General features: G+C 43.3%; 29 protein-coding genes. 23 read left to right on the top strand and 6 right to left on the bottom strand.

From position 1 onward, the window contains the following. Positions 1-252 precede the first annotated feature (252 nt). The gene (locus tag ASG93_RS04310) at positions 253-795 is read left to right on the top strand and encodes a hemerythrin domain-containing protein (RefSeq protein WP_056829133.1); all 543 of its coding nucleotides are present in this window, start codon (positions 253-255) and stop codon (positions 793-795) included. 237 nt (positions 796-1,032) lie between these two features. On the opposite strand, the gene ASG93_RS04305 is transcribed toward ASG93_RS04310, so the two are convergent. Then, a complete protein-coding gene (locus ASG93_RS04305) occupies positions 1,033-2,049 on the bottom strand; it encodes an acyltransferase family protein (RefSeq protein ID WP_082614681.1) in 1,017 nt (338 codons plus the stop codon). Positions 2,050-2,221: 172 nt separating this feature from the next. Here ASG93_RS04305 and ASG93_RS04300 point away from each other — a divergent pair, with 172 nt between their 5' ends. From ASG93_RS04300 to ASG93_RS04255, 10 genes are all read left to right on the top strand, one after another. Then, positions 2,222-2,749, top strand: a complete 528-nt coding sequence (locus ASG93_RS04300; protein WP_056829129.1) for a hemerythrin domain-containing protein — start codon at positions 2,222-2,224, stop codon at positions 2,747-2,749. Between the two features lie 245 nt (positions 2,750-2,994). Further along, positions 2,995-4,035 (top strand): hypothetical protein, encoded by a 1,041-nt coding sequence (locus ASG93_RS04295; RefSeq protein WP_056829127.1) that lies wholly within the window; start codon positions 2,995-2,997, stop codon positions 4,033-4,035. Continuing rightward, positions 4,022-6,193 (top strand): molybdopterin oxidoreductase family protein, encoded by a 2,172-nt coding sequence (locus ASG93_RS04290; RefSeq protein WP_056829125.1) that lies wholly within the window; start codon positions 4,022-4,024, stop codon positions 6,191-6,193. The genes ASG93_RS04295 and ASG93_RS04290 overlap by 14 nt, the downstream gene beginning before the upstream one ends. Further along, positions 6,190-6,753 (top strand): 4Fe-4S dicluster domain-containing protein, encoded by a 564-nt coding sequence (locus tag ASG93_RS04285; protein ID WP_056829123.1) that lies wholly within the window; start codon positions 6,190-6,192, stop codon positions 6,751-6,753. Before ASG93_RS04290 ends, ASG93_RS04285 begins: the two co-directional genes overlap by 4 nt. A 25-nt stretch (positions 6,754-6,778) precedes the next feature. Further along, positions 6,779-7,315, top strand: a complete 537-nt coding sequence (locus tag ASG93_RS04280; RefSeq protein WP_056829121.1) for a Rieske 2Fe-2S domain-containing protein — start codon at positions 6,779-6,781, stop codon at positions 7,313-7,315. Continuing rightward, entirely contained in the window at positions 7,305-7,493 is a 189-nt protein-coding gene (locus tag ASG93_RS04275; RefSeq protein ID WP_056829119.1) for a hypothetical protein, read from the top strand. The genes ASG93_RS04280 and ASG93_RS04275 overlap by 11 nt, the downstream gene beginning before the upstream one ends. Beyond that, the gene (locus ASG93_RS04270) at positions 7,490-8,995 is read left to right on the top strand and encodes an MFS transporter (RefSeq protein WP_056829117.1); all 1,506 of its coding nucleotides are present in this window, start codon (positions 7,490-7,492) and stop codon (positions 8,993-8,995) included. Before ASG93_RS04275 ends, ASG93_RS04270 begins: the two co-directional genes overlap by 4 nt. 15 nt (positions 8,996-9,010) lie before the next feature. Beyond that, positions 9,011-9,352 carry a hypothetical protein gene (locus tag ASG93_RS04265; RefSeq protein ID WP_056829115.1) on the top strand — a complete coding sequence of 114 codons (342 nt, stop codon included), beginning with the start codon at positions 9,011-9,013 and terminating at the stop codon, positions 9,350-9,352. Further along, positions 9,349-9,639 (top strand): hypothetical protein, encoded by a 291-nt coding sequence (locus ASG93_RS04260; protein WP_056829113.1) that lies wholly within the window; start codon positions 9,349-9,351, stop codon positions 9,637-9,639. The genes ASG93_RS04265 and ASG93_RS04260 overlap by 4 nt, the downstream gene beginning before the upstream one ends. A gap of 133 nt (positions 9,640-9,772) precedes the next feature. Next, positions 9,773-10,000 carry a hypothetical protein gene (locus ASG93_RS04255; protein WP_056829111.1) on the top strand — a complete coding sequence of 76 codons (228 nt, stop codon included), beginning with the start codon at positions 9,773-9,775 and terminating at the stop codon, positions 9,998-10,000. A gap of 54 nt (positions 10,001-10,054) precedes the next feature. Here ASG93_RS04255 and ASG93_RS04250 read toward each other — a convergent pair whose 3' ends face one another. Next, on the bottom strand, positions 10,055-10,777 hold the full coding sequence (locus ASG93_RS04250) for a Crp/Fnr family transcriptional regulator (protein ID WP_056829331.1): 723 nt from the start codon (positions 10,775-10,777) through the stop codon (positions 10,055-10,057). Positions 10,778-11,114: 337 nt separating this feature from the next. Between ASG93_RS04250 and ASG93_RS04245 the strand changes: the two genes are divergently transcribed. From ASG93_RS04245 to ASG93_RS04215, 7 genes are all read left to right on the top strand, one after another. Beyond that, positions 11,115-11,576 carry a GAF domain-containing protein gene (locus tag ASG93_RS04245; RefSeq protein WP_056829109.1) on the top strand — a complete coding sequence of 154 codons (462 nt, stop codon included), beginning with the start codon at positions 11,115-11,117 and terminating at the stop codon, positions 11,574-11,576. A gap of 88 nt (positions 11,577-11,664) precedes the next feature. Beyond that, entirely contained in the window at positions 11,665-12,318 is a 654-nt protein-coding gene (locus ASG93_RS04240) for a response regulator (RefSeq protein ID WP_056829107.1), read from the top strand. Continuing rightward, positions 12,311-13,423: a PAS domain-containing protein gene (locus tag ASG93_RS04235; protein WP_056829105.1), complete on the top strand. Its 1,113-nt coding sequence runs from the start codon at positions 12,311-12,313 to the stop codon at positions 13,421-13,423. Before ASG93_RS04240 ends, ASG93_RS04235 begins: the two co-directional genes overlap by 8 nt. 154 nt (positions 13,424-13,577) lie before the next feature. Next, a complete protein-coding gene (locus tag ASG93_RS04230) occupies positions 13,578-14,348 on the top strand; it encodes a formate/nitrite transporter family protein (protein WP_056829103.1) in 771 nt (256 codons plus the stop codon). 109 nt (positions 14,349-14,457) lie between these two features. Continuing rightward, positions 14,458-14,826, top strand: a complete 369-nt coding sequence (locus ASG93_RS04225; RefSeq protein ID WP_056829101.1) for a globin — start codon at positions 14,458-14,460, stop codon at positions 14,824-14,826. Positions 14,827-15,135: 309 nt separating this feature from the next. Beyond that, positions 15,136-15,324, top strand: a complete 189-nt coding sequence (locus ASG93_RS04220; protein ID WP_056829099.1) for a helix-turn-helix domain-containing protein — start codon at positions 15,136-15,138, stop codon at positions 15,322-15,324. Continuing rightward, positions 15,324-15,650 (top strand): hypothetical protein, encoded by a 327-nt coding sequence (locus tag ASG93_RS04215; protein ID WP_056829097.1) that lies wholly within the window; start codon positions 15,324-15,326, stop codon positions 15,648-15,650. The genes ASG93_RS04220 and ASG93_RS04215 overlap by 1 nt, the downstream gene beginning before the upstream one ends. A gap of 738 nt (positions 15,651-16,388) precedes the next feature. Here the strand turns inward: ASG93_RS04215 and ASG93_RS04200 are convergent. Further along, on the bottom strand, positions 16,389-18,110 hold the full coding sequence (locus ASG93_RS04200; RefSeq protein WP_056829090.1) for a SulP family inorganic anion transporter: 1,722 nt from the start codon (positions 18,108-18,110) through the stop codon (positions 16,389-16,391). Between the two features lie 146 nt (positions 18,111-18,256). Next, a complete protein-coding gene (locus ASG93_RS04195; RefSeq protein WP_056829088.1) occupies positions 18,257-18,583 on the bottom strand; it encodes an ArsR/SmtB family transcription factor in 327 nt (108 codons plus the stop codon). Between the two features lie 193 nt (positions 18,584-18,776). Here ASG93_RS04195 and ASG93_RS04190 point away from each other — a divergent pair, with 193 nt between their 5' ends. The 5 genes from ASG93_RS04190 to ASG93_RS04170 all read left to right on the top strand — a co-directional run bounded on the left by ASG93_RS04190 (position 18,777) and on the right by ASG93_RS04170 (position 23,798). Beyond that, complete coding sequence (locus ASG93_RS04190; protein ID WP_056829085.1) at positions 18,777-19,373, top strand: hypothetical protein; 597 nt, start codon at positions 18,777-18,779, stop codon at positions 19,371-19,373. A gap of 18 nt (positions 19,374-19,391) precedes the next feature. Next, on the top strand, positions 19,392-19,949 hold the full coding sequence (locus ASG93_RS04185; RefSeq protein ID WP_056829083.1) for a hypothetical protein: 558 nt from the start codon (positions 19,392-19,394) through the stop codon (positions 19,947-19,949). 109 nt (positions 19,950-20,058) lie between these two features. Then, entirely contained in the window at positions 20,059-21,525 is a 1,467-nt protein-coding gene (locus tag ASG93_RS04180) for a spore germination protein (protein WP_056829081.1), read from the top strand. Between the two features lie 17 nt (positions 21,526-21,542). Then, positions 21,543-22,652, top strand: a complete 1,110-nt coding sequence (locus tag ASG93_RS04175) for a GerAB/ArcD/ProY family transporter (protein ID WP_056829079.1) — start codon at positions 21,543-21,545, stop codon at positions 22,650-22,652. Positions 22,653-22,676: 24 nt separating this feature from the next. Continuing rightward, positions 22,677-23,798: a Ger(x)C family spore germination protein gene (locus tag ASG93_RS04170; RefSeq protein ID WP_056829078.1), complete on the top strand. Its 1,122-nt coding sequence runs from the start codon at positions 22,677-22,679 to the stop codon at positions 23,796-23,798. A gap of 67 nt (positions 23,799-23,865) precedes the next feature. Here the strand turns inward: ASG93_RS04170 and ASG93_RS04165 are convergent, their stop codons facing one another. After that, complete coding sequence (locus ASG93_RS04165) at positions 23,866-24,816, bottom strand: MBL fold metallo-hydrolase (RefSeq protein WP_056829075.1); 951 nt, start codon at positions 24,814-24,816, stop codon at positions 23,866-23,868. 121 nt (positions 24,817-24,937) lie between these two features. Further along, positions 24,938-25,318 carry a DoxX family protein gene (locus ASG93_RS04160; protein WP_056829073.1) on the bottom strand — a complete coding sequence of 127 codons (381 nt, stop codon included), beginning with the start codon at positions 25,316-25,318 and terminating at the stop codon, positions 24,938-24,940. Between the last annotated feature and the right edge of the window lie 76 nt (positions 25,319-25,394).

Below are 25,394 nucleotides of genomic sequence, written 5' to 3'. Positions count from 1 at the left end.
AAAGATTATTGAAATCATTCATAAAGAGATGCGCTCGAACAAGTGGAATTGAATTATATAGGCGAGGTTGCAACGCGCTATCGTTATCAGGGCTCTCAGGATCGATAAGACTAGCACAGACGACTCCCGCACATAAGGCTGAAATGTCTCATATCGGCGGTTAGTGTGATGTATCGCACAGCGAGAACATGCTCTTGAAGCTATACTAAAGATAGATCGCAAACGAAATAATTACCTTGGGAGGGACTCTGTATGGCGATATATTCCACAGGCTATACCTCGGGAATTGCTTCTTCAAACCCAGAGGAGCTTGCTTTTGCTACGGATCGTTTAAGGGTAGAGCATGAAGAATTGAGAGAAATCGTAAGGATGCTCGAAACGAGTGCCAAGGAACTGATTCTATTGGATGATTCGGTGAAGGGCATACAGCTTGTCCAAGAACTCAGAAAACAGACCGATCAATTTGTGAATGAACTGGAACGACATGCAGAATGGGAGGACCAGGAATTGTTTCCGTTCCTGTTAACGTATTTTCATCGGCAATCTGCTCCCTCTATGATGCCTTCTTTCTGGGTATTGGAAAAAGACCATCAACTTGGCATGTCGTTTATCCAATCCTTTCAAGAAGCTGTTATTGAGATAACACCTCTCGTTGTGAAGAAGCGATTAGCGGAAACGGCAGCGCATCTCTTACAGGCATGTTTGATATTAAATGACCACTTTACCATGGAAGAACAACTTATTTTTCCATTAATGGAGAAAGTACTGACAGATTTGGAATCCTTTTTCTCATAGGAGATAAGCCGAATGAATCTGATTGTACATGGAAAAGATTTAACAGTAACCCCATGACGGTATTTTTATAGACCTATTATAACTGCATGACTGAAGGAGGTGTGGGTTATTCTGCCATGCCTCTTTTTTTGAAGAATAAGAAGTATAAGGTTTCTGCGGCGTGAGAGATCTCCTTTAGGCTAGGTTCGACAACGTCAGTATTGGAAAACGATGTGCAGCAGAATTCTTCTTTTCAGCCTAAGCCCTGTATTTTTCAGCTAACCAACGCTCCCAAAGAGATAAATTTGGTTCAATAAGAGGTCGACTGAACCGGCGTACCCACTCTTGTGATAGCAGCCAGGTAAGTGCGACGGCAAGCAGCAAGACGAGAGTCATTTGTGCAGAAGTGTGCACATGCGAGAAAAGTCCCATTGAAATCGCTGTTTTCGTAATAAGCGCGTGCAGCAAGAACACATATACGGTATATTTGCCCCATTCTGTAAGGATAGACGGTTTGCGAGGAACGAAGCTCAAGAAGCAAAAGGAAGCAATAGATTCCAACGCATACACGCCTAAGCGATATCCGCCCGTATACCAATAAAAGGAACCTAGCTCCCTATTAGTGAAACTGCTATATAACCATTTGGGATCCAACGGGATTACGTTCAGAAAGATCAGGACACCCAGCAGGACAATTGCGCTTAACCACTTGTTCATGCGAACGATCTGCTTAGGGATCATATTGAGGTGAAAATAGTATCCGACTAAGAAGAAAGGGAAGAAGACGAGCGTCCTGGAAAAGCTGAGCATCGTTCCGCTAAAAGGCGCGTATCCGACGAGTATCCCAAGAATAACAGAGAATACAAGGGGATGCTGCATTTTTGTGAAGAGCAGAAGGAGCAATCGCCAACAGAAATGGCTGAATAAAAACCACAATAACGAATACGGAATGAAAAATGAATAACGTACACCCGGCGCGTGGAAAGCCAACGAATCGAGCAGAGAGTAGAGGCTTTGGAAGATAAGATAATGATAAAAAATCATCTGCAGACTTTTGATTCCTGTGACATCCAGACGGAAATTTTTAGAGAAATATCCGGTTACCATGACAAACATGGGGATATGAAAGGTGTAAATGCCCAGATATAAGGAATGGAAAACTGCACTTTGTTGAATCAGGGGTTCTATACAATTGGCGATGACTACGAACAAAATGAGCAGAAATTTAGCGTTTAACATAAATGTATGCGAAGCAGCATTATCTTCTTTACCCACGACCATTACCTCCATTACGGAAACAATTCCTTTTCTTCTAATGTAAACCTAGCGTAAGCATGCCGCAGTGATTAAAGTCACGAAATAGAAACAAGAGTTGTGATACTCCTCACAGAGAATGCTGAGATTAAGGCATACAATGTGATTAAAGCGATAAAAGGAGGAATCATGTATGGTTATTGATCTTGGGATGCCGTTAGATGACGCTCAGACTTCAAGTCTTCAAGAGGTTCTGGGGCGGTTAAAGGACGAACATGGCGCGTTAAAAAGAGAGCTTGACCATGTCCAGGAAATGACAAGTCATATGGTCGGCATGCTTGGCTCGGAAGAGTCAAAGCGTTTGCTTCAAGAAATTCGAAAACAAATGGTAAACTTCATGCAGCAGCTTGAGGCTCATGAACACTGGGAGGAAGCGGAGGTATTGCCCCTCCTTACCGGGTATGCGAATCAGGGGATGGAGCCCACCTTTCTCACCTCAACTTGGGTTCTGGAAGAGGATCATAAACAAGCGGAACGGTTTGTTCGCTCATTTCTTGAGTATGCGGACCAATGTAAAGGTGCCGACAGCATAAAGCTGAAGAAGGCGATCTCGCTGCTTAGTGTGGCCTGTTCTGTCTTATCCGAGCATCTGCTATCCGAAGAGGAGATGGTTTTCCCGGTTGCGAATGAAATGCTGGAGCGATATTTACGACACATCTAATTGAGAAGTGTTTTCAAATAATGTGACGGCTGTCACACAAGCTTGCCTGTCTTCATTTACACGCTAAGGCTGCGGCGTTCCCTTGGATCTGAAAGATCTTATGGAAGGCCGTTTTTTGTCCATATAGTGACGACCAAAAATATGTGTCAGAGATGGGGTACATAGTGATTTTTCTCACAGTGTTGCAGGCCCGACTCATGGTTTAATACATCTATGAGATCACAAGTGAAGGGGCAATGGTAATCATGGATCGAGCGTTCGCGTCAAAATTCGCCAAATGTGTCTTTCTGGTTGTTTGCGGATTAATTATTCTCATGGGAGTCGGTTCAAGGTTTTTTACACATATTGACTTGGCTTTATACGGGTATATGGTAGGAACCGTAGTTTTCATTTGCGGATTCTTTTATCGTTTTATTGCTTGGGGGGAACGCCCGCCTACGAAAATTATTTTGAAAAAAGGCATAAAGCTGTTATTTCGAAAAAGCACGCCTCAGACAACCACTGAGCATCTACTCACGTACCGCTTTATCTGGAATCGCGGGTGGTATCGCTGGACACAGCACGTTCTTCTAGGTTGGGGATGTATCTTGTCTGCCTTCGTTACTTTCCCGCTGGTGTTTGGTTGGATGTACTTCACGATGGCGGAGAACGGAACATACACGGTTGTTGGCTTCGGGATCGACCTCATGAATATAAAGGCGGATGGGCTTCTCGGATTTTTATTTTATAATGCGTTGAATATAACAGCCTTCATGGTGATTGGCGGAGTATGCATGGCCTTATATCGCAGGCTTAAAAATATGCAGGCTCGTGCGGAACAAACATTTATCTATGATTTTCTCCCGCTGTATATGCTGCTGTTCGTTAGCTTGACAGGATTGCTGCTCACCTTCTGCAACATATTCCTTCACGGCTATGGACATTCGGTTGTCACATTAGTTCACCAATGGTCCGTTATCGTGACGCTGATTTATATACCTTTCGGTAAGCTTGCTCACATACCATTCCGTCCTATGAGTGTGTTTGCGCGGAATTACAGAGAACATTACGCAGAGCAACAAATGAAAAGCTGCAAGGTTTGCGGAACTGACTTTGTATCTGTCGAGCAATCCAATGATGTCATCGCTGTACTTAAAGTGAACGAGATTGAATTCAAAACAGAGGAAGGCTTCCACTTGGCAGAGCTTTGCCTGCCATGCCGCCGGAAATACCGAATGTCTCGATTTACAGGTATACCGACCCATCAGATTCGCGTAAAGGAGAGCAACCAGCATGCAAAAGGATAAGTTCTTTAAGACAATAGCGAATAAAACCCACCCGAACGAAACATTGGTTAAAACCCACTGCTCTTACTGCGGCATGCAGTGCGGGATGAATTTGCGGGTCGATACTTCTTCAAATAAAATTATCGGCGTCGAGCCGCGATATGATTGGCCTGTGACACTAGGAAAGATGTGTCCCAAAGGTGTGACGGCCTATCAGCAAACCAATCACGATGATCGCCTGCTGCGTCCATTAATCCGTGACGATGCATCGCTCAAAGGAACGAAGGAAGGCTTCCGCGAAGCCAGCTGGGAAGAGGCCTACGCGTTGATCGTGCAAAGATTTCAAGAGATGCAAGGCAAGTACGGCAAGGACTCCCTTTCTGTATTCAGCGGTGTATCGATGACCAATGAGAAATGTTATTTGACAGGGAAATTCGCCCGAGTCGCGCTGCAAACGCGTTACATTGATTACAACGGCCGATTCTGTATGTCAAGTGCAGCGGCAGGTTTTCTTCGCAGCTTTGGCGTTGACAGAGGATCCACACTACCGTGGACCGATTTGCATGAGACGGATTGCTTGTTCATCGCCGGCAGCAATACAGCCGAGTGTCACCCGACCTCTATGTTCCGCGTATGGGAAGTGCAGAATCGCGGCGGTTATTTGATTGTAGCAGATCCCCGGGAAACGCCTATCGCCAGGCGGGCGGATGTTCATCTCGATTTACGTCCAGGTACGGACTTGGCGCTTGCCAATTGCATGATCAATCTACTGATTCAAAATGGTCACGTAGATGCTGAATTTGTTGCCAATCATACCAACGGCTTTGATGAAATGAAAGAGGTTGTGAAGGAATTCACGCCTGGATATACAAGCGAAATCACGGGAGTTGCTCCTGAGAAATTGATTCGAGCTGCAGAGATTTACGGTAAAGCTCCTAATGCCATCGTTATGTTCGCTCGCGGCATTGAACAACAAATTAAAGGGTCCGATAATGTATCAGCCTACACGAATATGTGCTTGGTCACTGGGAAGATCGGCCGTCCAAAGTCAGGTGTAGCCACTTTTACCGGGCAAGGAAATGGTCAAGGCGGAAGAGAGCACGGACAAAAAGCGGATGCCCTACCTGGGTACCGCAAAATTACAAATCCGAAGCACGTTGAAGAGGTGTGCAAGGTGTGGGGGATCAAGCCGGAAGAGATGCCGCAGCCTGGTGTCTCGGCTTATGAAATGTTTGAGCTAATGCAAGACAAAACGATTCGCGGCTTGTACCTGCTTTGCTCGAATCCGGCCGTTTCTGCGCCAAACCTAAACTTCGTTCGCTCTGCTTTAAAAAATCTGGACTTCATGGTCTGCTCAGATATGTACTTATCCGAATCGGCCGAGTTTGCCGATGTTGTACTGCCATCCGTAACCTGGTCAGAAGATGAAGGTACAGTGACGAATCTGGAAGGACGGATCATCAAGATTAATAAGGCGCAAGAGCCTATTGGCGAATCGAAACCTGACTGGCTGATTCAAGTAGAACTCGCGGAGCGACTAGGCAGAGGGCAGTATTTCGGCCATCTGAAGACCGCCAGGGATGTAGCGGACGAATTCCGTCTTGCCTCCAAAGGCGGATATGCGGATTATTATGGAGCCACTTGGGAGAAGATCGACAAGCAAGACGGTGTATTCTGGCCATGCCGCGACGAAGCAGATCCGGGTACGCCGCATATGTTCCTTGATCACAAGTTCTACCATGCGGACGGCAGAGCGAAGCTATGCGCGCTCCCTTACAGACCACCGGCCGAGGAGCCTTGTGAGCAATACCCGCTACGTCTTACGACAGGCCGGGTTGTTTATCACTACTTGTCCGGGAATCAAACAAGAAGAATTCCTTTCCTGCGGGACATGTGTCCGGAGCCTTACGTCGAAGTTCATCCAGAAACAGCGGAGCGGTACAACATCGCACACGACGAGGTCATCCGGTTGTATACACGGCGCGGAGAAGCCTTTTATAAAGTGAAAATCATAGAAGCGATTCGTAAAGATACCGTATTCGTTCCTTATCATTTCGGCCACGAGCAGTCGATTAATCTGCTTACGATTGCGGCGTTGGACCCCATGTCCAAAATGCCGGAGTTTAAGGCTTGCGCAGCACAGATCGCAAAGCAACCTGAGAGGATGAACATCCGATGAAACAACATCTATACATTGAAATGGATAATTGCATCGGCTGTCGAAGCTGTTTGGCTGCTTGTACACAATGCGGAGGCCACGATGAACGAAATCGGAATTATGTGTATGATGTGAATCCGCTAGTAACCCGCCAAACGATTCCTTTGATGTGTCTTCACTGTGTGAATCCAGCCTGTGCGAGAAGCTGTCCGGCTCAGGCCATTCAGATCACCGAAGAAGGTGCTGTGCTTTCAGCATTAGTTGAGAAATGTATCGGCTGTCAGAATTGCACCATCGCATGCCCTTACGGTATACCGAAATTCGATGAAGAACAGAATCTGATGTATAAATGTGATCTTTGCTACGATCGTACCCAAGAGGGCATCCCTCCCATGTGTGCATCCGTTTGTCCGACGAATACACTTCAATGGGTGACAGAGGAAGAACTAGCAGCGAAGAAAGCCCAGCATAAGCTGGGAAAATGGACGGCAAGTCATCAACCTTTCGAGCCGCTGGAGGGAGAAACGAATGTAAAGATTAGCCTCCCGGGCATTCTGCAAGGGAAACAAAAATTGTTCTAATCTACTTGTGATGGGGTGAGCCTGTATGGAACAGGACAACAAGCAGGGTAATAATCATAGTCCTTTTAAAGAAGATAATTATACGCACAATATAAGAAAAAATGATGAAAGAAAATTGGATCGACGCGGCTTTATGAAGACGCTGGTTGGTGCAGCAGGCGTGTTCGCAGTATCGACCCTGCCATGGGGGGCGCTCGCAGCAAAAGAACTGACGGGGCTAACGAAAAAATCGTACCCCCAGCTGAAAATCGCGGATATCAGCTCGCTTAAGGTTGGCGATGCGACCCAGTTCGCTTATCCGGGCGAGCACGATTCGGCTCTACTAATTCGCCTTGGCGAGAATGAGTATAAAGCTTACCAAAATGCGTGTACGCACCTCAAGTGTCCCGTGTTTTGGAGTAAAGAGAAGGATGAAATGGTCTGTCCTTGCCATCACGGCATTTTCGATGCCAGAACCGGGTCACCCACAGCAGGGCCGCCAAAGAGACCCTTGCCAGAGGTTATCCTGAAGAAGGAGCAAGGCGCGATTTATGCGACTGGAGTGAAACGATATGAAGCGTAGCTACGTCGGCGTTATTTTATTATGTATAGTCTTGTTTCTTAACATCGTTTGTACACAAAAGGCAGTGAATGCTTACTATTTTGAGCATTACCGAACAGTTATTGTTTATGCTGTGTTGAATGGTTTGTTATTCCCTGTTGCAGCTTGGATCTATCGACGGGAGCGTGATGTGAAATGAATATCAAAAAAGTACAATTGCCTCTTCAAACCGTCAGTCTTGTACTAGGTTTCATGGTATGGGTAATCTTATCTTCGTTAATGCCATTTATTAAAGAGACGATTAAATTAACCCCCTCGCAGCTCACCTGGGTAACCGCTATTCCTATATTGTTCGGCTCCGTGATGCGGGTGCCTGTGGGGTATTGGACGAATCGATACGGGGCAAGAAAGCTGTTCGCGATCAGCTTTATACTATTGCTTGCGCCTGTTTACTGGGTCAGCCAAGCGAATTCCTTTGGGGATCTCATTATTGGAGGGTTCTTCTTGGGGATTGGTGGAGCTGTATTCTCGGTAGGTGTGACCTCCTTGCCTAAATATTATCCCAAAGAACGTCATGGCTTCGTTAACGGGATTTATGGGATCGGTAATCTTGGAACGGCGCTTTCCACCTTTGGAGCACCTGTCGTAGCTAATCAAATAGGATGGTCCAAAACCGTAATGCTCTACAGTATTTTGCTAATTACTATGGCTGTATTGAATTTTTTTGCCGGAGATCGCAAAGAGCCTCCAGTACAAACATCCCTTGTCGAGCAAATTAAAGGAGTTTCCGGGAATCCCAAGCTATGGCTCTTGTGCTTATTCTACTTTCTTACTTTCGGATCCTTTGTTGCTTTCACGGTCTATTTACCGAATTTTATGGTCAGCAGCTTTCATCTGTCCAAAGTAGATGCAGGGATGCGTACGGGCGGATTTATCGTGCTGGCAACAGCAATGAGACCTATCGGGGGCTACCTAGGGGATAAATTTAACCCATTCAAAATTCTTATGTTTGTTTTTGCAGGCTTGACGGTTTCTGGTATCCTACTCTCTTTTGCTCCATCGATGACTTGGTACACAGTAGGCTGCTTGACCATTGCCCTGTGTGCCGGAACAGGTAATGGTACCATATTTAAATTGGTTCCTATGTATTTCACCAAGCAAGCTGGTATTGCGAATGGTATCATTTCAGCTATGGGCGGTTTGGGTGGATTTTTCCCGCCGCTGCTGCTTACCTTCCTATTCAAGCTGACAGGTCATTATGCTATTGGATTCATGGCCTTATCACAGGTGGCTTTGGCCAGCTTGATTCTCATTGTTTGGATGTTTTATCAGGAGAAATTAGGTCTGTCATCTAAGATTATTGAGAATACGGTTGAAGGCATCATGGTGACTGATATAAATGGAAAGATCCGTTCCGTTAATGCTGCCTTCACAGAGCTGACAGGTTATGAATCTAAAGAAGTTATGGGTATGACGCCTAGTGTATTGAAATCAGGGAAACAGGATCGTGCTTTTTACGATACCATGTGGGATAACATTCGCGGTCAGGGCTTCTGGCAAGGTGAAATTTGGAATCGTAAAAAGAATGGTGATATTTATCTGGAATGGCTCACGATAAGCGCAGTTAAGAATGAGGCCGGGGATGTCGTCTATTATTCGGGAATGTTTAGCGATATTACCAAACAAAGAGGCTTTATGTAGGAGGGAAGATGGACAATGCCGAGTGAGTTTGCTTTGGATTTATGCTTTATTCGTGAACATGCGAAGTCTCCCTTCTCTACGATCATCGAGCAGCAATTAAATGAGCTTTTCGCAGGTAAGGGAACCTGGTATATTGATCTACGCGAACAAGAGGGGCTCGATATCGCAGTTGCCGAAGTCAAAGGTTTAGCGATTTGGGAAAGTGAAGAGGAAGTTCTGAGTTATATAGAAGAGTACACAGCGTGCAGTCTGACTTCTGAACATGATTGCTGGAATCATCTCCAAGGGTATCAGGTGAAGGTATCGCCCAAAGCAGATGCAGGTTGCTGCCGCTTAAAGAAGGAGGCACATGTATGAAGTGGGAAGAAAAATTATCACGGTGGCTTGGTACTCAAATTGAAGTGCACATTGAGGATCAGGCAGGACTCGACCCTGTAGCACCTCCCCAAAAAATGAAACTTGAGAAGATACGCATTTCCGAAGACCAAGATTATGTTCAAATGTATATGAACGAACATCAGTTTCTGGCCGTACCCTTAAGGGGAGAAGAACTTACGAGCTTAGTAAGTACGGAGAATGGCGCGGTACTTAGATCAGCTGACCTTTCGGCGGAATTGGTGTATAAAGTCCATTTCGGTTCATAGAACTTAATCAAAATGAAATAAATACAAAAGAACCATTTTCAGCCCTTCCATTCAGGCTTTAAATGGTTTTTTTGGTTGTCAAGGGGGGAAACTAAAGTTATCAGGGGAATATAGAACAAAGGGGGTGGATGCAATGGATTGTGATCAAAGTGAATCACAATGCGGAATCGATTCCGCAACGCTCAAGGGTATTTTAGAGAAATCGCTTGAGGTTGAGACAGAGTTACTCCGGACATACACCATAACTTCAGAACGGCTGCACGGTAATGAACAACTGAAAGACAGACTGCAGAATTTTGCTGAAGGGAACGCAAAAAGGTCTCGGCAATTAATCGAGGAATTAGAACAGATGAAATCGTAAAATAAACAAACATGCAAAGAAAGGACTCCACATCACTAGAATGTGGAGTCCTTTCTACATACGGCATATTTCCAGCGGGCAGTCTTCGCAGTGGCAGATATCGCGGAGGAACGTCACATTCTTAATGATAATGTGCCCATTATGAAACTCGACAACATCTTCCTTCTTCATATCGCTTAACATGCGATTGACGCTTTCACGCGTAGACCCAATCATATCGGCCATTTCGGAATTGTTGATCTTATAGTTTATCTGGATATGTTCACCTTTGGGTACGCCATAGGAATTACTTAATCTTATTAATAAAGAACAGAGCGCACCTGGCTTGCCATACATCATTAAATCGCGAAATTTCGTTTCTGTCATACGGTGCATGAGCCCCATCCATTTCATAAATTCAATGGCAAGGTCGCCATGCTGCCATAGCAGGACCTCGAGGTCTTTGCGCTGAATCACACCAATTTGACAATCTTCAGTTACTTCTGCACTGAAGCTCTGCAAAGAGTTCTGAAAGGGATCCATCTGTCCGAATAAATCACCCGTCTGATGCAAATATAGAATGAAGCTTTTACCCGTTTCAGACAACTTGGTGATGCGAACTCCACCTTGGATTACGTAATACAATTTGTCTGCTGTGTCGCCTTCCCGGAACAAAAAATCGCCCTTAGCAGCACACTTCACATACATAATGCTTTGCAGTCTTTCAAAATTTTCTTCAGAGAAAAAATTCATAATTCCTTTATGAGCTTTCGATTTCGCTTGATTGCAGGTTCTCATTTCTTCTTTTACTAAATCGTTCATGGCCATGGGGACCAACTCCTCAACGTTTCTTCGTTATCTTCATCATAACCGCTTCTCTTGGTTTTGATTATCGGGAGTTCTACTGATCTTTGAAGGTGAAACTCCCTATCTTATTGTGAGAAAAATCATAGTTTAATCCCTTACTTCTCTGACCATACGCTAAGGGCAAAATGGCGAAAAGATTACTTAAATTCCTGATGAGGAAATCAGGGTTTTCCCTGACTTACAAGGAGAGTAGAAAAGTCTACAATGATAAGTAAGGAGAATAAGCAAGGAGATTCTGTACGGTTGCGTCGAAACGGAGGTGGCCAGTATGGCGATTGGCGATGCAAAGATGTTAATAGAACTGGAGCTTTTGCGAAGCTTGACGTCAAGTGATTTCATTGCGTTGGCGCCTCTTCAAGATCATTCGGGGCGCGTCAGCTGGAAATATGTATTGGGAAACAGTAATAATCGGTATCAACAAATGGTGATAAAAATAGGTGTAGGATTAGCAGGTTCCGCTCTGCGTCTAGGCAGATGGGTAAAGCTCGATGATACACATCCAAAATTTAGTCAAGAAAGACTTCAAAGCCCTCTCATGCTTGCGGAGCAATTGCAGACGGCAGCTGTATTTCCACTCATGTCTAATTCTAGCTCTCAGATAACGGGGTTGCTCTTCATCGGTAAACGAGAACAAACCAGATTTGAACACTACGAATTGCTTGCGGTCCACGATAAAATTGACACATTTGCTTCGTATCTGGAGGAAAATAAAGGAGAAACCGCGAAATGAGTTCCCTTACTGGAATTCATTTTTTTTGTTAAGATAAGAATAGAATAAGATGGATCGGTATCATTAGCCGGTTACGAGGGGGATGGGTATGCTGAAAGTTCTGGTAGTGGATGATCACGCCGTAGTTAGGTCGGGATTAATGATGCTTCTCCATGGCAAGCACAATATAGAAGTAATCGGGGAAGCAGCGGATGGTGAAGAGGGGATCCAAGCAGCCCAATTGCTGAAACCGGATGTGGTCTTGATGGACCTTAATATGCCTTCTGGCATGGATGGGCTTACCGCGACAACGGAACTGAGACGTTTAATGCCTGACTTAGCCATTTTGATATTAACTATGCATGACGATGACGAATACTTATTCAGAGCTATTCACGTTGGCGCTTCAGGATATATATTAAAGAGTGCGCCGCACGAGGAGCTGTTGACGGCTATCCGCTCCGTTGCCGCGGGGAATGCCTATCTATATCCAACGGCGACGAAGAGGCTCATGAATGAATATATAGAACGGTTGAAGCAAGGCGAAAATACGGACACATTTGCATCACTTTCAGAGCGTGAAAAGGAAGTTCTAGCTCTAATTGCCAAAGGATTCTCGAATAAAGAAATCGCGGAACAATTGATCATCAGCGTGAAAACAGTGGAGTCACATAAAAGTAATGTGATGGAGAAACTAGGTCTCAAGACGAGACCGGAATTAGTGAAATATGCGGTGAAGAAAGGGCTGTTGAACTTTGAGTGAAGATTCGAATCGAGAGTTCCCGGAAGTCATTGGCGAAAATGTAACCGAGTTATTAAGTCGACTTGATGATCATATCTCGGACTCGTTGTTTCAGCAGGATTTGAGACAGTCACTTAAGCAATTATCCAATGTTAAATTTGCTCTCGACGAATCATCGATTGTAGCCGTTACAGACCATAAAGGAAAGATTCTATATGTGAATGATAAATTTTGTGAAATCTCCAAGTATCCACGAACTGAACTAATAGGTCGAGATCATCGGATTATTAATTCCGGATATCATGAGAAGGAATTCATGTCAGATTTGTGGCAAACGATTTCATCGGGGCAAGTATGGCGTGGCGAGATCAAAAACAAAGGCAAAGACGGCAGTTTCTATTGGGTAGATACAACCATCGTTCCATTTGTGGATGAACAGGGGCAATCCTATCAATATCTTGCCATTCGAAATGAAGTTACGGAGCTAAAGCGGGTGCAAGAAGAACTCCAGCTGATGATGTCGCAGGTTATGCAAATCCAAGAAGAAGAACGTAGGAAGTTTTCCCGTGAGCTGCATGATGGTATTGGTCAAAGTCTCTTTTCCTTATTGATCCAGATGGATCGGTTGATTGGGGAAGGGGAGTCGGAGAATTCGGAAATAACGCTTCTTAGGCAAAATGTCTCTGGAATTATCGAAGAAGTACGAAGTTTGGCTTGGCAGATCCGACCTTCCGTATTAGATGATCTGGGCGTAGTGCCAGCGATTCGTACGTATATTGAAAATTTCACCAATCATTACGGTATGCGGGTAAAGCTGGATAGTAATTTGCGCAGACGACTTGGAGCACTTGAGGAAACTACCGTATATCGTGTGATACAAGAAGCTCTTACCAATATTGCCAAGTATGCGGATGTATCAGAAGCCAGTGTTGTTGTTCATGAGATTGACTCTTATGTCGAGGTTCGAATAGCGGACAGTGGAAAAGGTTTTGCTAGAAATAGCATTGCTAAAGGAGTAGGCCTTTTTAGTATGGAAGAGCGAGCTAAAAGTATTGGCGGCAAAGTAACGATTGACTCCGTAGTCGGAGAAGGAACCATAGTGACTTTGATGGTTCCTATGAAATGATCGTTCGAGTGGCTCTGTTTGTAAAAGGATATGACTCCTTGTGTTTGATGGGTCATGTCCTCTTTAGATTATATTTATTTTGTGATTTAATTCACATACTTTTCCTTGTGGATGCTCTAAACTGAAGTAAATGGCCATGGAGGAGGAAGTCAACATGGGATTTATGAAGCCGGAGCAGATATGGGAACAAACGGTGGAAGCAGGAACTAAAAAGGTAAACTTTGGGTTTAGAAAGCAACTCGTTCTCGGTTTTTTAGGCGGCGTTTATATTGCCTTGGGCTTTTTGCTGTATATTAGGGTCAGCGCGGTATTTCCGGCTCCATGGAGTGACGTTGGCAGCATATTCGGGGCTGCTGTGTTTCCGTTGGGTCTGATAGTAACGATCATTGCAGGCGGCGAACTTCTTACTGGGAATATGATGGCGGTTCCTGCAGCGCTCTTTTCCGGAAAGATCAAATTTCACCAGCTAGTCAATAATTGGGCTGTCATTACAGTTGGAAACTTCCTAGGAGCTGTATTCATTGCCTATGTGTTCGGGCATCTAGTTGGTTTAACAGAACATGGCGTTTATTTAACTAAACTTGTAAAGCTTGTCCACGCTAAAACAGCGGAACCCTTCTCAGCAGCGCTTTTGTCGGGTATTGGCTGTAACTGGTTAGTTGGGCTTGCCGTTTGGTTAGCCTATGGGACAGATGATGATACAGGTAAAATAATAGGTGTATGGTTTCCTACAATGGCTTTTGTAGCGATCGGATTTCAACACGTCGTTGCTAATATGTTTGTCATTCCCGCGGCCATTTTCGCAAATCAGGCAACTTGGATGGATTTTTCGAAAAATTTGGTACCGGTGTACATGGGGAATTTAATTGGCGGTGCTTTATTTGTCGCGGGAATATATGCGGTGGTTTATCGTCGTTCTAATTAGAGGGTGAAATTTTGCAAGTGTGATTTGGATAACATCTTTAGTTAAAGGTATCGTGTAAACTAGGGCGAATAATATTACTAACTGAATTGAAAGGGCGGCGATTACAGTCATGGAGCTGTATGATTATATTGGTGGAGAAACGACAATACGAAATATTGTGGACGCGTTTTATCCAAAAGTTCTGGCACATCCTTTGCTTGCACCTATATTTCCAGAGGATTTGGAACCATTGATTGAAAAGCAGTTTCAGTTTTTAACTCAATTTTTTGGCGGGCCTTCTTTATATACAGACGAACATGGTAATCCAATGATGAGGGCCAGACATGCGCCTTTTCCGATTACTAGGGATCGGGCAGATGCTTGGCTTGCGTGCATGCAAAGAACACTTGAGGAAGTTGTTCCTTCAAATGAAGTGCGTTCAATTATTTTAGACCGTTTGAAAGGTCCGGCATACTTTTTTGTAAATAAAGAAGAATAGAGTGTGTTTCAACACGCAGACTTGGCACAAAATGCTGACTCTGTTTTTTTACATTTTTAACGGAATTCAGCGAGAATTCCCCCATCCTCTACAGGTGGCGGGATGAATCGCTGTCTTCTTTGTTCTGTTGTATTTTTTATTAAACGTGATATCCATCACAATCTGGAGCTCCACATTCTCGTATACTTAAGCTGTGATTGAGAACGAGTATTTAGGAGGATGGTTAATCATAGATCAATTCACAACAAGCAAGGGCCTGAAACACTTCGAGTGAAAATCGGGAAGCAAGGCTAAAGGGGGATTTCATAGATGGCAGAAGTGGAAGTTCTTAACCCTACCACTCTTCGCATAACCGCAACGGCCAATGCGATCGGTACGACCAGGGAGACGGTTAACCGTCTGCTTAATCAGCTTCGCAAGGAGGGTATCGTAGAAACAGATCATTCGGGGTTTGTGATTCATGATATCGAGGTGCTCTGGCATTGGAGAGAGAACTAATGCTCTTCCATATTCATATTGATACTTCTCTAATTGGAAACGATTGGGTGTTTCTAATTCGTGGTGGTCGAGCTCATATAGGGGCCGTAGTCATCGCATATGCCCATGGGGATAAGATCCATTGTAAGTCATTATCCGTACCTGGACATCGAGAAGAACAGTTAGCGACGGAAATGGCCATATATGCAGCGCATGAGCTTAAGCAAACGGTAACCGTGATAATGGGCATACACGTTGATCATGCAACGAAGCAAGATATTCAGGAGATCATCGCGTCTGTTCATCATGCAATGACGCAGGAAATTATACGGATTAAGGCTGGTTGAATTGGTTCCAAGACTCCTTTGCTTCTTTTTTGTTTGGCATTGGGGTCATTCGCAGAGTCCTTTGATAAAACATTCTTAACATGGTAAGAAGGTACTCCATTTCTAACTCCAGCGATTCGCTCAGTTGTTCCGCGGGCCAATGCATGTAACTTTCGATTTTACTAGTACTAATTGAAGTTTGTGTATAGTACTTCATATTTTGAACCTCCTATGTAGAGTTTTACACAAAGTGTATTCTTTTAAATTGCACGAGTCAGTGAGATTAATCACTAAAAAGGAAAATTGGTCAGTGACATATCTCACAGAGTACTAGTTAGAAAAGTAGTACATTAAAAGTAAATGATTGGGGCTGAGGATGAATGATCACTTGCGAACAATGTGGTAAGACAAATGGGTCTAGGAAGAAAGGAAACAGTTGGGTCTGTGTGGATTGCAAAATAGGGGATGTTAAAACTACCCTGATGAACCGAGGGGGCAAAGTTACGATTGTTAGAGAGAAAATAATAGGCTATGAAATTGAAAAAGGTGGAGTTAATAGAAAGTTCTGATAATCAAGGCCGTGGAGATAGATAGGGAAATTGTGACTTATGGTCATAAATAAAGTTTGAAGCAAATAGGTGTTCACTCTACTGAGTGAACACCTATTATTTTTTGGGGATGGAAGAAATTAGATGAATGAACAGGCAAGGAACGAGTGCTTTGAGTATGAAATCCTTCTTCGAAGAGATCAGGCTATAGCTAAACTCTCGGGTTTGATAGTTGACGGCATTCACGGAACGCAAAATGCTTACACCCAAGACATTGAGATTGGTTAAGCTTGGTTAATGCAAAGCTAACCGCGTCACCTGTTTTTTCGAAAAAGTGTTCCTGCCCAATGTATTCGTCTAATCCTGTTTTTTGAAGCATTTGGTGTGGTTGGTTTTGTAGTTCGGAAATGATTACGCTGCCACCGTGCTTGTTAAAGTGCTTGACGATACTTGATAAATTGGATTCCCCTGTTGTGTCCAGATAGGGAACATTGCCCATTTTCAATATTAACACTTTGGGTTTGTAATGGATTTCGTCCATAATGGATTTCTCAAACATATTGGCAACCCCAAAGAACAAAGCTCCTTCGACGGTGTAGATACTGATTTGAGGGCAATTATGCTGCTCATTAACCATATGTGCTGCTACTTTTTCATTTTTATTAGAAGGGTCGGGCAAGACCTTTGCAGTAACTAGAAGGCCGCTCATATGTTTCACGAAAATGATACCTGACAAGACTAATCCAACTTCAACGGCTGTTGTCAGATCTGTAAAAACAGTAAGAAGAAAGGTAATAAGCAAAACGAATGACTCCGCAGTTTTGGTTTTTAAAACGTGAGCGAACTCTTTACGTTCACTCATATTCCAAGCAACAACCATTAAAATGGGGGCCATACTCGCAAGCGGGATGTTCGAAGCATATGGAGCAAATAAGAACAAAACCAACAGGACGACAATACCGTGAATGACCCCAGAGAAGGGAGACTCTGCTCCGCTTTTAATATTTGTTGCGGTTCGTGCAATAGCCCCTGTTGCAGGAATACCTCCGAGCAACGGAGTTATCATATTAGCGATACCTTGACCAATCAATTCACGATTGCTGTTATGTCTGCTTCCTGACATTCCGTCAGCAACTACGGCTGAAAGTAAGGATTCAATGCCACCTAACATGGCTATTACAAAAGCGGGTTTTATTAAAGATTGAATGTGTTCAATAGAGAGTGCAGGAAAGTGTAGGCCAGGCAGGTTATTTGGAATTGAACCATAGGTAGAACCGATGGTTGCAACTTTGTCAGGATAGAATAGGGATGCTGCAACCGTAGAAATTAATATTCCCACTAATGAGCCAGGAATTCGAGGTAACAGCTTTGGTGTCAGAATGATAAGCACCAGACAAATCACAGCAGTTAAGACACTGTACCTATTGATTGTTGACATGTGAATGCCTAATTCCTTCATATTGGCAAGAAACTCTTGATGTTTCTCAAGATTATGCAATCCAAGGAAATTGGCAATTTGTCCTGTGAAGATGGTAACGGCAATTCCTGTGGTAAATCCTATTGTGACAGGACGTGGAATAAATTTAATTACACCACCTAATTTAAAAATTCCCATGAATAGCAGAATGACTCCTGCCATAAAACCTGCGATAAGCAAGTTTTCGTACCCATACTGCATCACAATTGCAAACAGAATGGGTATAAATGCTCCGGTTGGACCGCCAATTTGAAATTTTGAACCACCAAATAATGAGATTAGTATTCCAGCTACAAACGTAGTATACAACCCGTATTCAGGCTTTACGCCTGAAGCAATTGCAAACGCCATTCCTAATGGAATGGCGACAATACCAACGATCAAACCTGAAATTAAGTCTTTTTGAAATTTTTTTCCATTATAGCCTTGGAATCTGCCGCTAAAAGAGAATTTCATATTGAATCTCACCGACCTAAATATCTGATTATTTGAATATATATAAAATCATATATCTAAAATAATTTGGTGTCAATTTGATATTTTCTAGTTAAACAAAAAGAAGCAAATCGAGAATAACAACCCGATTCACTCCTTTTTGTGAATTACTGATTTTTTATATTTTCTAACATTGAAATAGCATTCACAAGATGATTGTCAAAAATCTGCTTGGTAACCGTAAGCAGGTCTTTAATTAATGGGTCTGTTAGAGAGTATACCACAGAGGTTCCGTCTTTAATCCCACGGACGACGTTTTTATTTCTTAATACGGCTAACTGTTGTGAAACGGCAGAACCTTCACTGCCCAATATCGTTTGTATCTCATTAACGTTTTTGTCGCCTTCGACTAAAACTTCAAGGATTCTTATGCGCAATGGGTGTGCTAACGCCTTGAAAAAATCGGCTTTAAAATGCTGTATTTCTTGATACATAGCGTTCTCCCCTACATATTAATATTCGAACATTTGAATATATAGAATATCATATCACAAGTTGGAAAGCATGGAAGCAAGTTTCAAAAGCCTTTGCGTTTTTAAATACTTTTCAGTTATAGTATAAGTTATAAATATTCAAAAAATCAAATATATTGTTATTTGAAACTATGAGGATAAGGGTTGGGTCTGAATGCTCGTTGGTGACGAATTGTATATAGCTACAAGAAGGTATCTAATCGAATATGGCATGCAGCATTTAAATGGAGTAGGGGCAGACCATATTTGTAAAGTGTGCATTCAAAATGGCGGTTCTTGTTGCCGCAGTTGTAGTCACTTAGTAGACGGTGTGGGCTGTCAGAATAGAAATACAAGCTGCACGTCTTGGTTATGCGGATACTTAAAATTATTATTTTACAAGGCAGGATTGATTAAAGATTGGGATACATTTTGGGATGAAGTTCCTGGTATTGAATTTCGAAAGGATTCTACCCCTCCACTAGTGAAAATGACAACGCATCTTGAAGTTCCTATGATGAGAGAACTGGGCGAAGCGCTTGCGAATGATCTTAAAATGAAGCTCGGCAGAGATAAGAATAATCTCGATTTCATTGTATTGGCTAGGGATTTAGATGATCTTATTGATGAGATTGAATTTGCTGATCATTCGGATATTGCTGCTCACTTAATAAAGAGGCTCAATTATTTAATCAAAGACTTTCATGAGTTTCATCAAGCCATAAAAAACATTGAATTACACAAATGGGGAGAGAAAACGGCTCAAGTGTAAGAGGAGGGATTCAATCTAATGACTACTTCTAGACAGATGGTTATTGAGCAGGGGCTTGATTACTTAAGAGATGTTGGCTCAGACCAACTATGTAACATTTGTATAGCTAATGGAGGATCATGCTGTAAAGGCTGCAGAAACTTATCATTCAAAAGTGGTTGTAGAATGCGCAATACAAGTTGTACGGCATGGTTATGTGGATTTCTCAGGTACTTTCTTTATGAAGTAGATCTTCTTGAAGAATGGCATTCATTTTGGAAACAAGTGCCTGGGCGGGATTATCGGGAAGACTATACACCAGATTATTTTGAATTTCAAAAAACGTTAAGAAAACAAGACCTTCGTTTTCTTAGCTACGAACTTGCAGAGGATTTAAAAATATGTTCTCGAAATAATCCTGAACAAGGTTACATTATTGATTTAAGAGAAAGAATCGATCATAATTTGGATCTTTTGTTTGACTGGGAAAATAAACCAGAAAAAAGGGCTCTTATTAAAAGTGACTTAGGCGCACTATCGAGCGAGTTTTACCGATTTCACAAAGCTCTTGAAACTTACCGCCAGATAAAAGTTTGAAAAGAGAAAGTTTATGTAAATGGCTTCGCCTTTTTAAAAGGCGAAGCCATTAGCTTTCCAATGCATAACTTGGAGAAAAAAATGGATACTATGGTTAAAGGTGATATGTATGGATTTACCGGGTTCCGTTGATCTTTTCGAAGAAACATTGAAAAGTCTGCTCCATAATTGCTCGGATCTTATCGTCAAACATGCTAATGATGACCTTAATCTCATTTATTTCTGTAATTTAGTTGACGCTAATCTCGTTAACAATCAACTGCTCAGCTCCCTACAGCAAACTCGGCTAGAACCATTCTCGATGGAGGGACTTGCTCAATTAATCCCTATTGGCCAGACGGACCTTACTTGTGAAATGGAGCAAGTCATTATCCTGCTGCTGCGCGGTTGGACAGTGGTTTATAAAGTTGGACAAACAGACGCCATACTGGCCAATACCTCTAAGCAACCAAAACGATCTCCATCTATAGCCGAAATCGAAACGAATGTGATCGGTCCTCAGATCGGATTCACCGAATCATTGGAAACGAATCTGGGTATCGTTCGCAGCTATATTGCGCATGAGGATCTATGTAATGAATCATTTGAAATTGGTGAAATAACGAGAACTCAGGTGCAATTGCTTTACTTGAAAGATGTCGCAGAAGAACAGACCGTTAATACGCTGCGTCAACGTATATCGGAACTAGAAATAGACGGTGTCATCGCGAGCACTCTGCTGGTGCAGCTTATTGAAGATAATTCGATGTCCATTTTTCCTCAAATGATCTTAACCGAACGACCCGATCGTGTCAGCTTTAGCTTATTGGAGGGCAAAGTCGTTCTGCTTGTCAATGGCAGCAATTTTGCAATTGTAGGACCGAGTACATTCCTTGATTTTTTCAAATCACCGGAAGATCATTACCTGCATTGGAATATTGCCATGTTCATAAGAGGATTGAGGTTCTTGGCTATCTTCATTTCCATCTTGCTAACCCCAGCTTATGTGGCTGCTTTAACGTTTCATTATGAGATGATTCCTCCTAGTCTGCTCGTTCCTCTAGCCCAGTCGCGATCCAAAGTACCGTTTCCTCCTTTGTTTGAATCGTTATTTCTGGAGGTAACAATTGAGCTTCTACGGGAAGCAGGGGCTAGACTTCCGACTAAGGTTGGACAAACGATGGGCATTGTGGGTGGTATTGTTATCGGACAAGCGGCGGTTCAAGCCGGATTTACGAGCAACATCTTAATTATGATTGTCGCCTTAGCAGCTCTGTCTTCGTTTACCACACCCATATACTTAATGGGTATTAGCATTCGATTCGTTCGTTTTCCGATGATTATTGCTGCGGGCATTTGGGGTGGGATCGGCATTGTGTTCACGATTTGTTTATTACTTATGCATCTGTTACGTCAAACGAGCCTTGGACATCCGTATATGCATCCGATCTATCCTCCAAGGTGGAGGGACATGATAGATACGGTAATTCGACTTCCTTTTCCAATTCTCGCCGCTCGTTCTACCTTTACACGCACGCCGAATAAGCAAAGATTCAATAAGAATCAAGCGAAGCAGAAAAAAGATATCGACGAGTAGACAGGTGATGGGAAAAAGTGGAGATTTCGGATAAACCGAGGCAAGGTTTACTGTTTCAAGCGTTCCTACTTGTTTTTGTAATTAGCAAAGCCCAATTGGGGGTGGGCGTGCTCGGATTCCAGCGAGTCATTTTTAAATTTGCGGGTCATGATGCTTGGATTTCGGTGATTGTGTCCGGTTTAGCTGCACATCTTTCCATTTGGGTGATGATTCGCACGCTAGCGCATTATGATTCTGCAGACTTGTTCGGTATTCATTATGCATTATTCGGAAAATGGGTAGGGCGGATTCTTAGCCTCCTGTTTATGACGTATTTCGCATTCTACGTCTTGACGATCTCCCGCACGTATATTGAAGCTGTTCAGTCGTGGATATTTCCTGATATCCCAACATGGCTCCTCATGCTGCTTCTCATTACGCTAATTGCTTATGGTTTGACAGGCGGAATTCGAGTGATTATTGGTATATGCCTGTTTGGTTTTGGATGTTGGGTCGTAACGACACTATTTTTTTACGCGGCGATAAGGCATGCCCAGTGGAGTTTCTTGCTTCCTATCATGGAAGCCTCGCCTTCCCAGGTGTTACAAGGAGCGGGTAAAATGCCGCTGACGCTTGCTGGATTCGAGGTCATTTTCTTTCTGTATCCGTTCATTAGAGATCAACAAAACGCTAATCGTTATGCTCAAATAGGTGTTCTTCTTAGCAACCTGTTTTATTTGTTCGTCATGGTCATTTCTATCGTTTATTATAGTCAAAATCAGATGCCAAAAACGATTTGGGCTACGTTTAGTTTTTTGAAAATTATCCGATTTCCGTTCCTGGAACGATTCGAATACATTGCGATTCCGCTCTGGATGCTTATCCTAGTATGCAACTTATTGTTATTTACATGGGTCATCCTACGTGGAATGAAGCGTGTTTTTCAGCAAAATCAAAAGCGGACGTTAGCCGTATTCTGTGTCATTCTTTTCGCATGCTCCTTTCTGTTCCAAAAACACGGACAAATCTATAAGATGAACTCTATCTTGAACTCCATGTCGACCTATATGGTCTTTCTTTATCCACCCCTTCTCTTTCTGTTGGTGAAATCCGTACATGCTTTTAAAAAAAGAAACGTTCAACGTTAGGATTACTCTCAGGGAGTGAAATACGTGAGAAGATCGCTTCGCCTCTCGTTATTGTTGAGCACAGTCGTTCTGTTCTCGGGATGTGTCAAACCATACATTTTAGAGAATTTGGCACTCGGCATTATTGTCGGTTTTGACTCTCTGGAAAAAGAACGCATACTCACAACTACGGTTTTGCATAAAATCGATCCGAGTGCCAGAGAAAAGACGCAGGTTGTAGCCAGTACGGCATATACCGGTAAAGGTACGCGCATTTCTTCGAATCGAGAGCTTAGTAAATATTTGGTTGGCGGACAGGTGCGGGTCGTCATGTACGGCAAAAAGCTTGCCTCCAAAGGGATCATCGATCTGGCAGATACCTTATCCCGTGACCCAACACTCGGCGATATGATCTATCTTTGCGTAAGCGATGACGAAGCTTCACATATTTTAACGCATCGCTATCGGGAAATATCGAATATTGGCATGTATCTCTTTGAGAATTTGAGACAAAATTCGGAGAGAGAGGAGCTTCCTTCCCCCACACTCCAAGATTTTCTTCGGGATTATTACAGTGAAGGCAAAGATCCAGTCGTTCCTTTGCTGAAACGAAAGGGCAACGAAATTTATATCAAAGGACTGGCTTTATTTCATGATGACCTCATGGTTCACGAAGCTTCGCCGCGGCAAGGATTTCTGCTGAAAGTAATGCTCAATCAGAAGAGGATGGGTTTCTTCGAACTTATAGCAGATGCTGAACCTTTGGCGAAGTACATGAAGCATCCAGATAAAGAGGTTAAAATTGTGTTTACCACTGTGAAAAGCAGCAGTAAAATTAAGCTTCTTGACTCGAAAGTACCCGAATTTATGTTATCGGTGTCCTTGCACGGGGATCTTCAAGAAATTTCGGCTCCTTATTCCTTTGATAAACCCGGGTCTGTACCAGCATTAGAGAAAGGAATTGAAAAAAAACTGAAAAAGGAAATAGAAACATTCATCGCGAGTTTGCAATCGAATGAATCTGATGCTGTCGGGTTCGGTGAGGTTTATCGGAGCCATATAAGAGACTCAAAGCTAACCAAAGCAAAGTGGCACCCTATGTTCAGAGAAGCAAAAATCAATGTTCGCGTAAATTTCACATTGAGACATACCGGTGCGATTGAGTGAAAATGAAGGCTCAGAAAAGCAAAAGCTGCCATTGGCTTAGTCCAAGGCAGCTTTATTGCTTTGTCAGTCAGTCGACCAGTGTTTCCCCGTGTTTCAGCAGTTTAAGACGACTTGAGTCGAGCTCCCTCCGCTGCCAATCGGCCAACAACCGATCAAGTGCTTCCTGCGGTGTATCATCGGCTAGCCGGAACGCCCCATAATGCATCGGGATGAACGTCGCGGCTTCAACATCAAGAAACGCCTGAATCGCCTCCTCCGGCGTAACGTGCTGCATCCCCATAAACCACTCCGGCTCGTAAGCGCCGATTGGCATGAGTGCATAGCGGATACCTGGAAACCTCGCTCCGATGTCGCGGAAGCCTTGGAAGTATCCGCTGTCTCCGGCAAAATAAATCGCATCGTTGTTCCCTGCGCCATCCATTGAATTCTCTGATGATCGATTGATCACCCAGCCGCCCCAAAGCGAACTGTTTGTATCCGTCAGCGTACGCCGAGTCCAATGCTGCGCTGGAACGAAATGGAACTCCAGCGGCCCGACCGTCGTCTTCCCCCACCAAGGCAGCTCGTGGACCGTACTCAGCCCAAGCCGCCGCATCATCAAGCCAAGTCCTTCAGGAACTAGTGCGACAGGCGAGCCTTTCAGCTTGCGCAATGATCCGACGTGCAGGTGATCATAATGCGAATGAGACAGCAAGACGATATCAACCGGCGGTATTTCATCGAGTGTAAGCCCTGGTGCCTCCAGTCTTCGGGCAAAGCCCATCCGGTTCGCCCATACCGGATCTGTAACGATCGTCAAGCCAGCCATCTGCAGCAGGAAAGTCGAATGTCCTATCCATGTGATCGTTGTTTCGCTGCTGTTATGAATAAGCAGCTCTTGCTGCTTATTCTCCGCTTGGCCGATGCGTAAGGTGAGATCCTTGACTTTCCCTTTACGTTCTTGCTGCCATCGGCGAATTTCTTTCCATGTTTTCACCTTCGCAGCTGGATCTGCATTGCTATAACGCTTGCGTGCCATAGACCGCTACTCCCCTCACAAAACCACCATAAGTACTCTTCATACACATAAAGATGTAGAATCTTTAAGCTTTTGTCAATGGAGATAGTTCAAATGATGAGGTTACTGGATCAATGAATCCTTATTCGCGATTGAATGATGTTGCAGAAAGTTTTCTGAGGAAGTAGTAGGAAAGCAGAACAAACAATAAGACGACGACAGACTTAATACTTCCCATCGGATTTCCGACCGCATTTTCTGACCAAAAGGCAGATATACAATCAATCGTAAAACCGGCATATGCCCATTCTTTTAGCTTGTTAAATCTTGGAACAAGAAGAACAATGATACCTATGAGTTTGGCTACTCCAAGAATAGTTAGAAAGTAGGCTGGATAGCCCAACAGCTGAGTCGATTCTGCTAATGTTTTCGGGGTTCGCAATAGTTCATTGACGGCACTGAGTAAGAATCCAATTAGTGTACAAATCGTAATTACCCAATACGTAATTTTAATTTTCTTCATTTTAATAACTCCTTGTATCCTATTTTTTTTGTCTTTCTTACACTTTGATTTTATCAAGAACAAGACGTGAGCAAAT

The organism is Paenibacillus sp. Soil787 (assembly GCF_001429545.1).
Classification (GTDB): domain Bacteria; phylum Bacillota; class Bacilli; order Paenibacillales; family NBRC-103111; genus Paenibacillus_E.
Note: the sequence above shows the minus strand (reverse complement) of the source record. Positions and strands in the feature narration are given on the sequence as shown.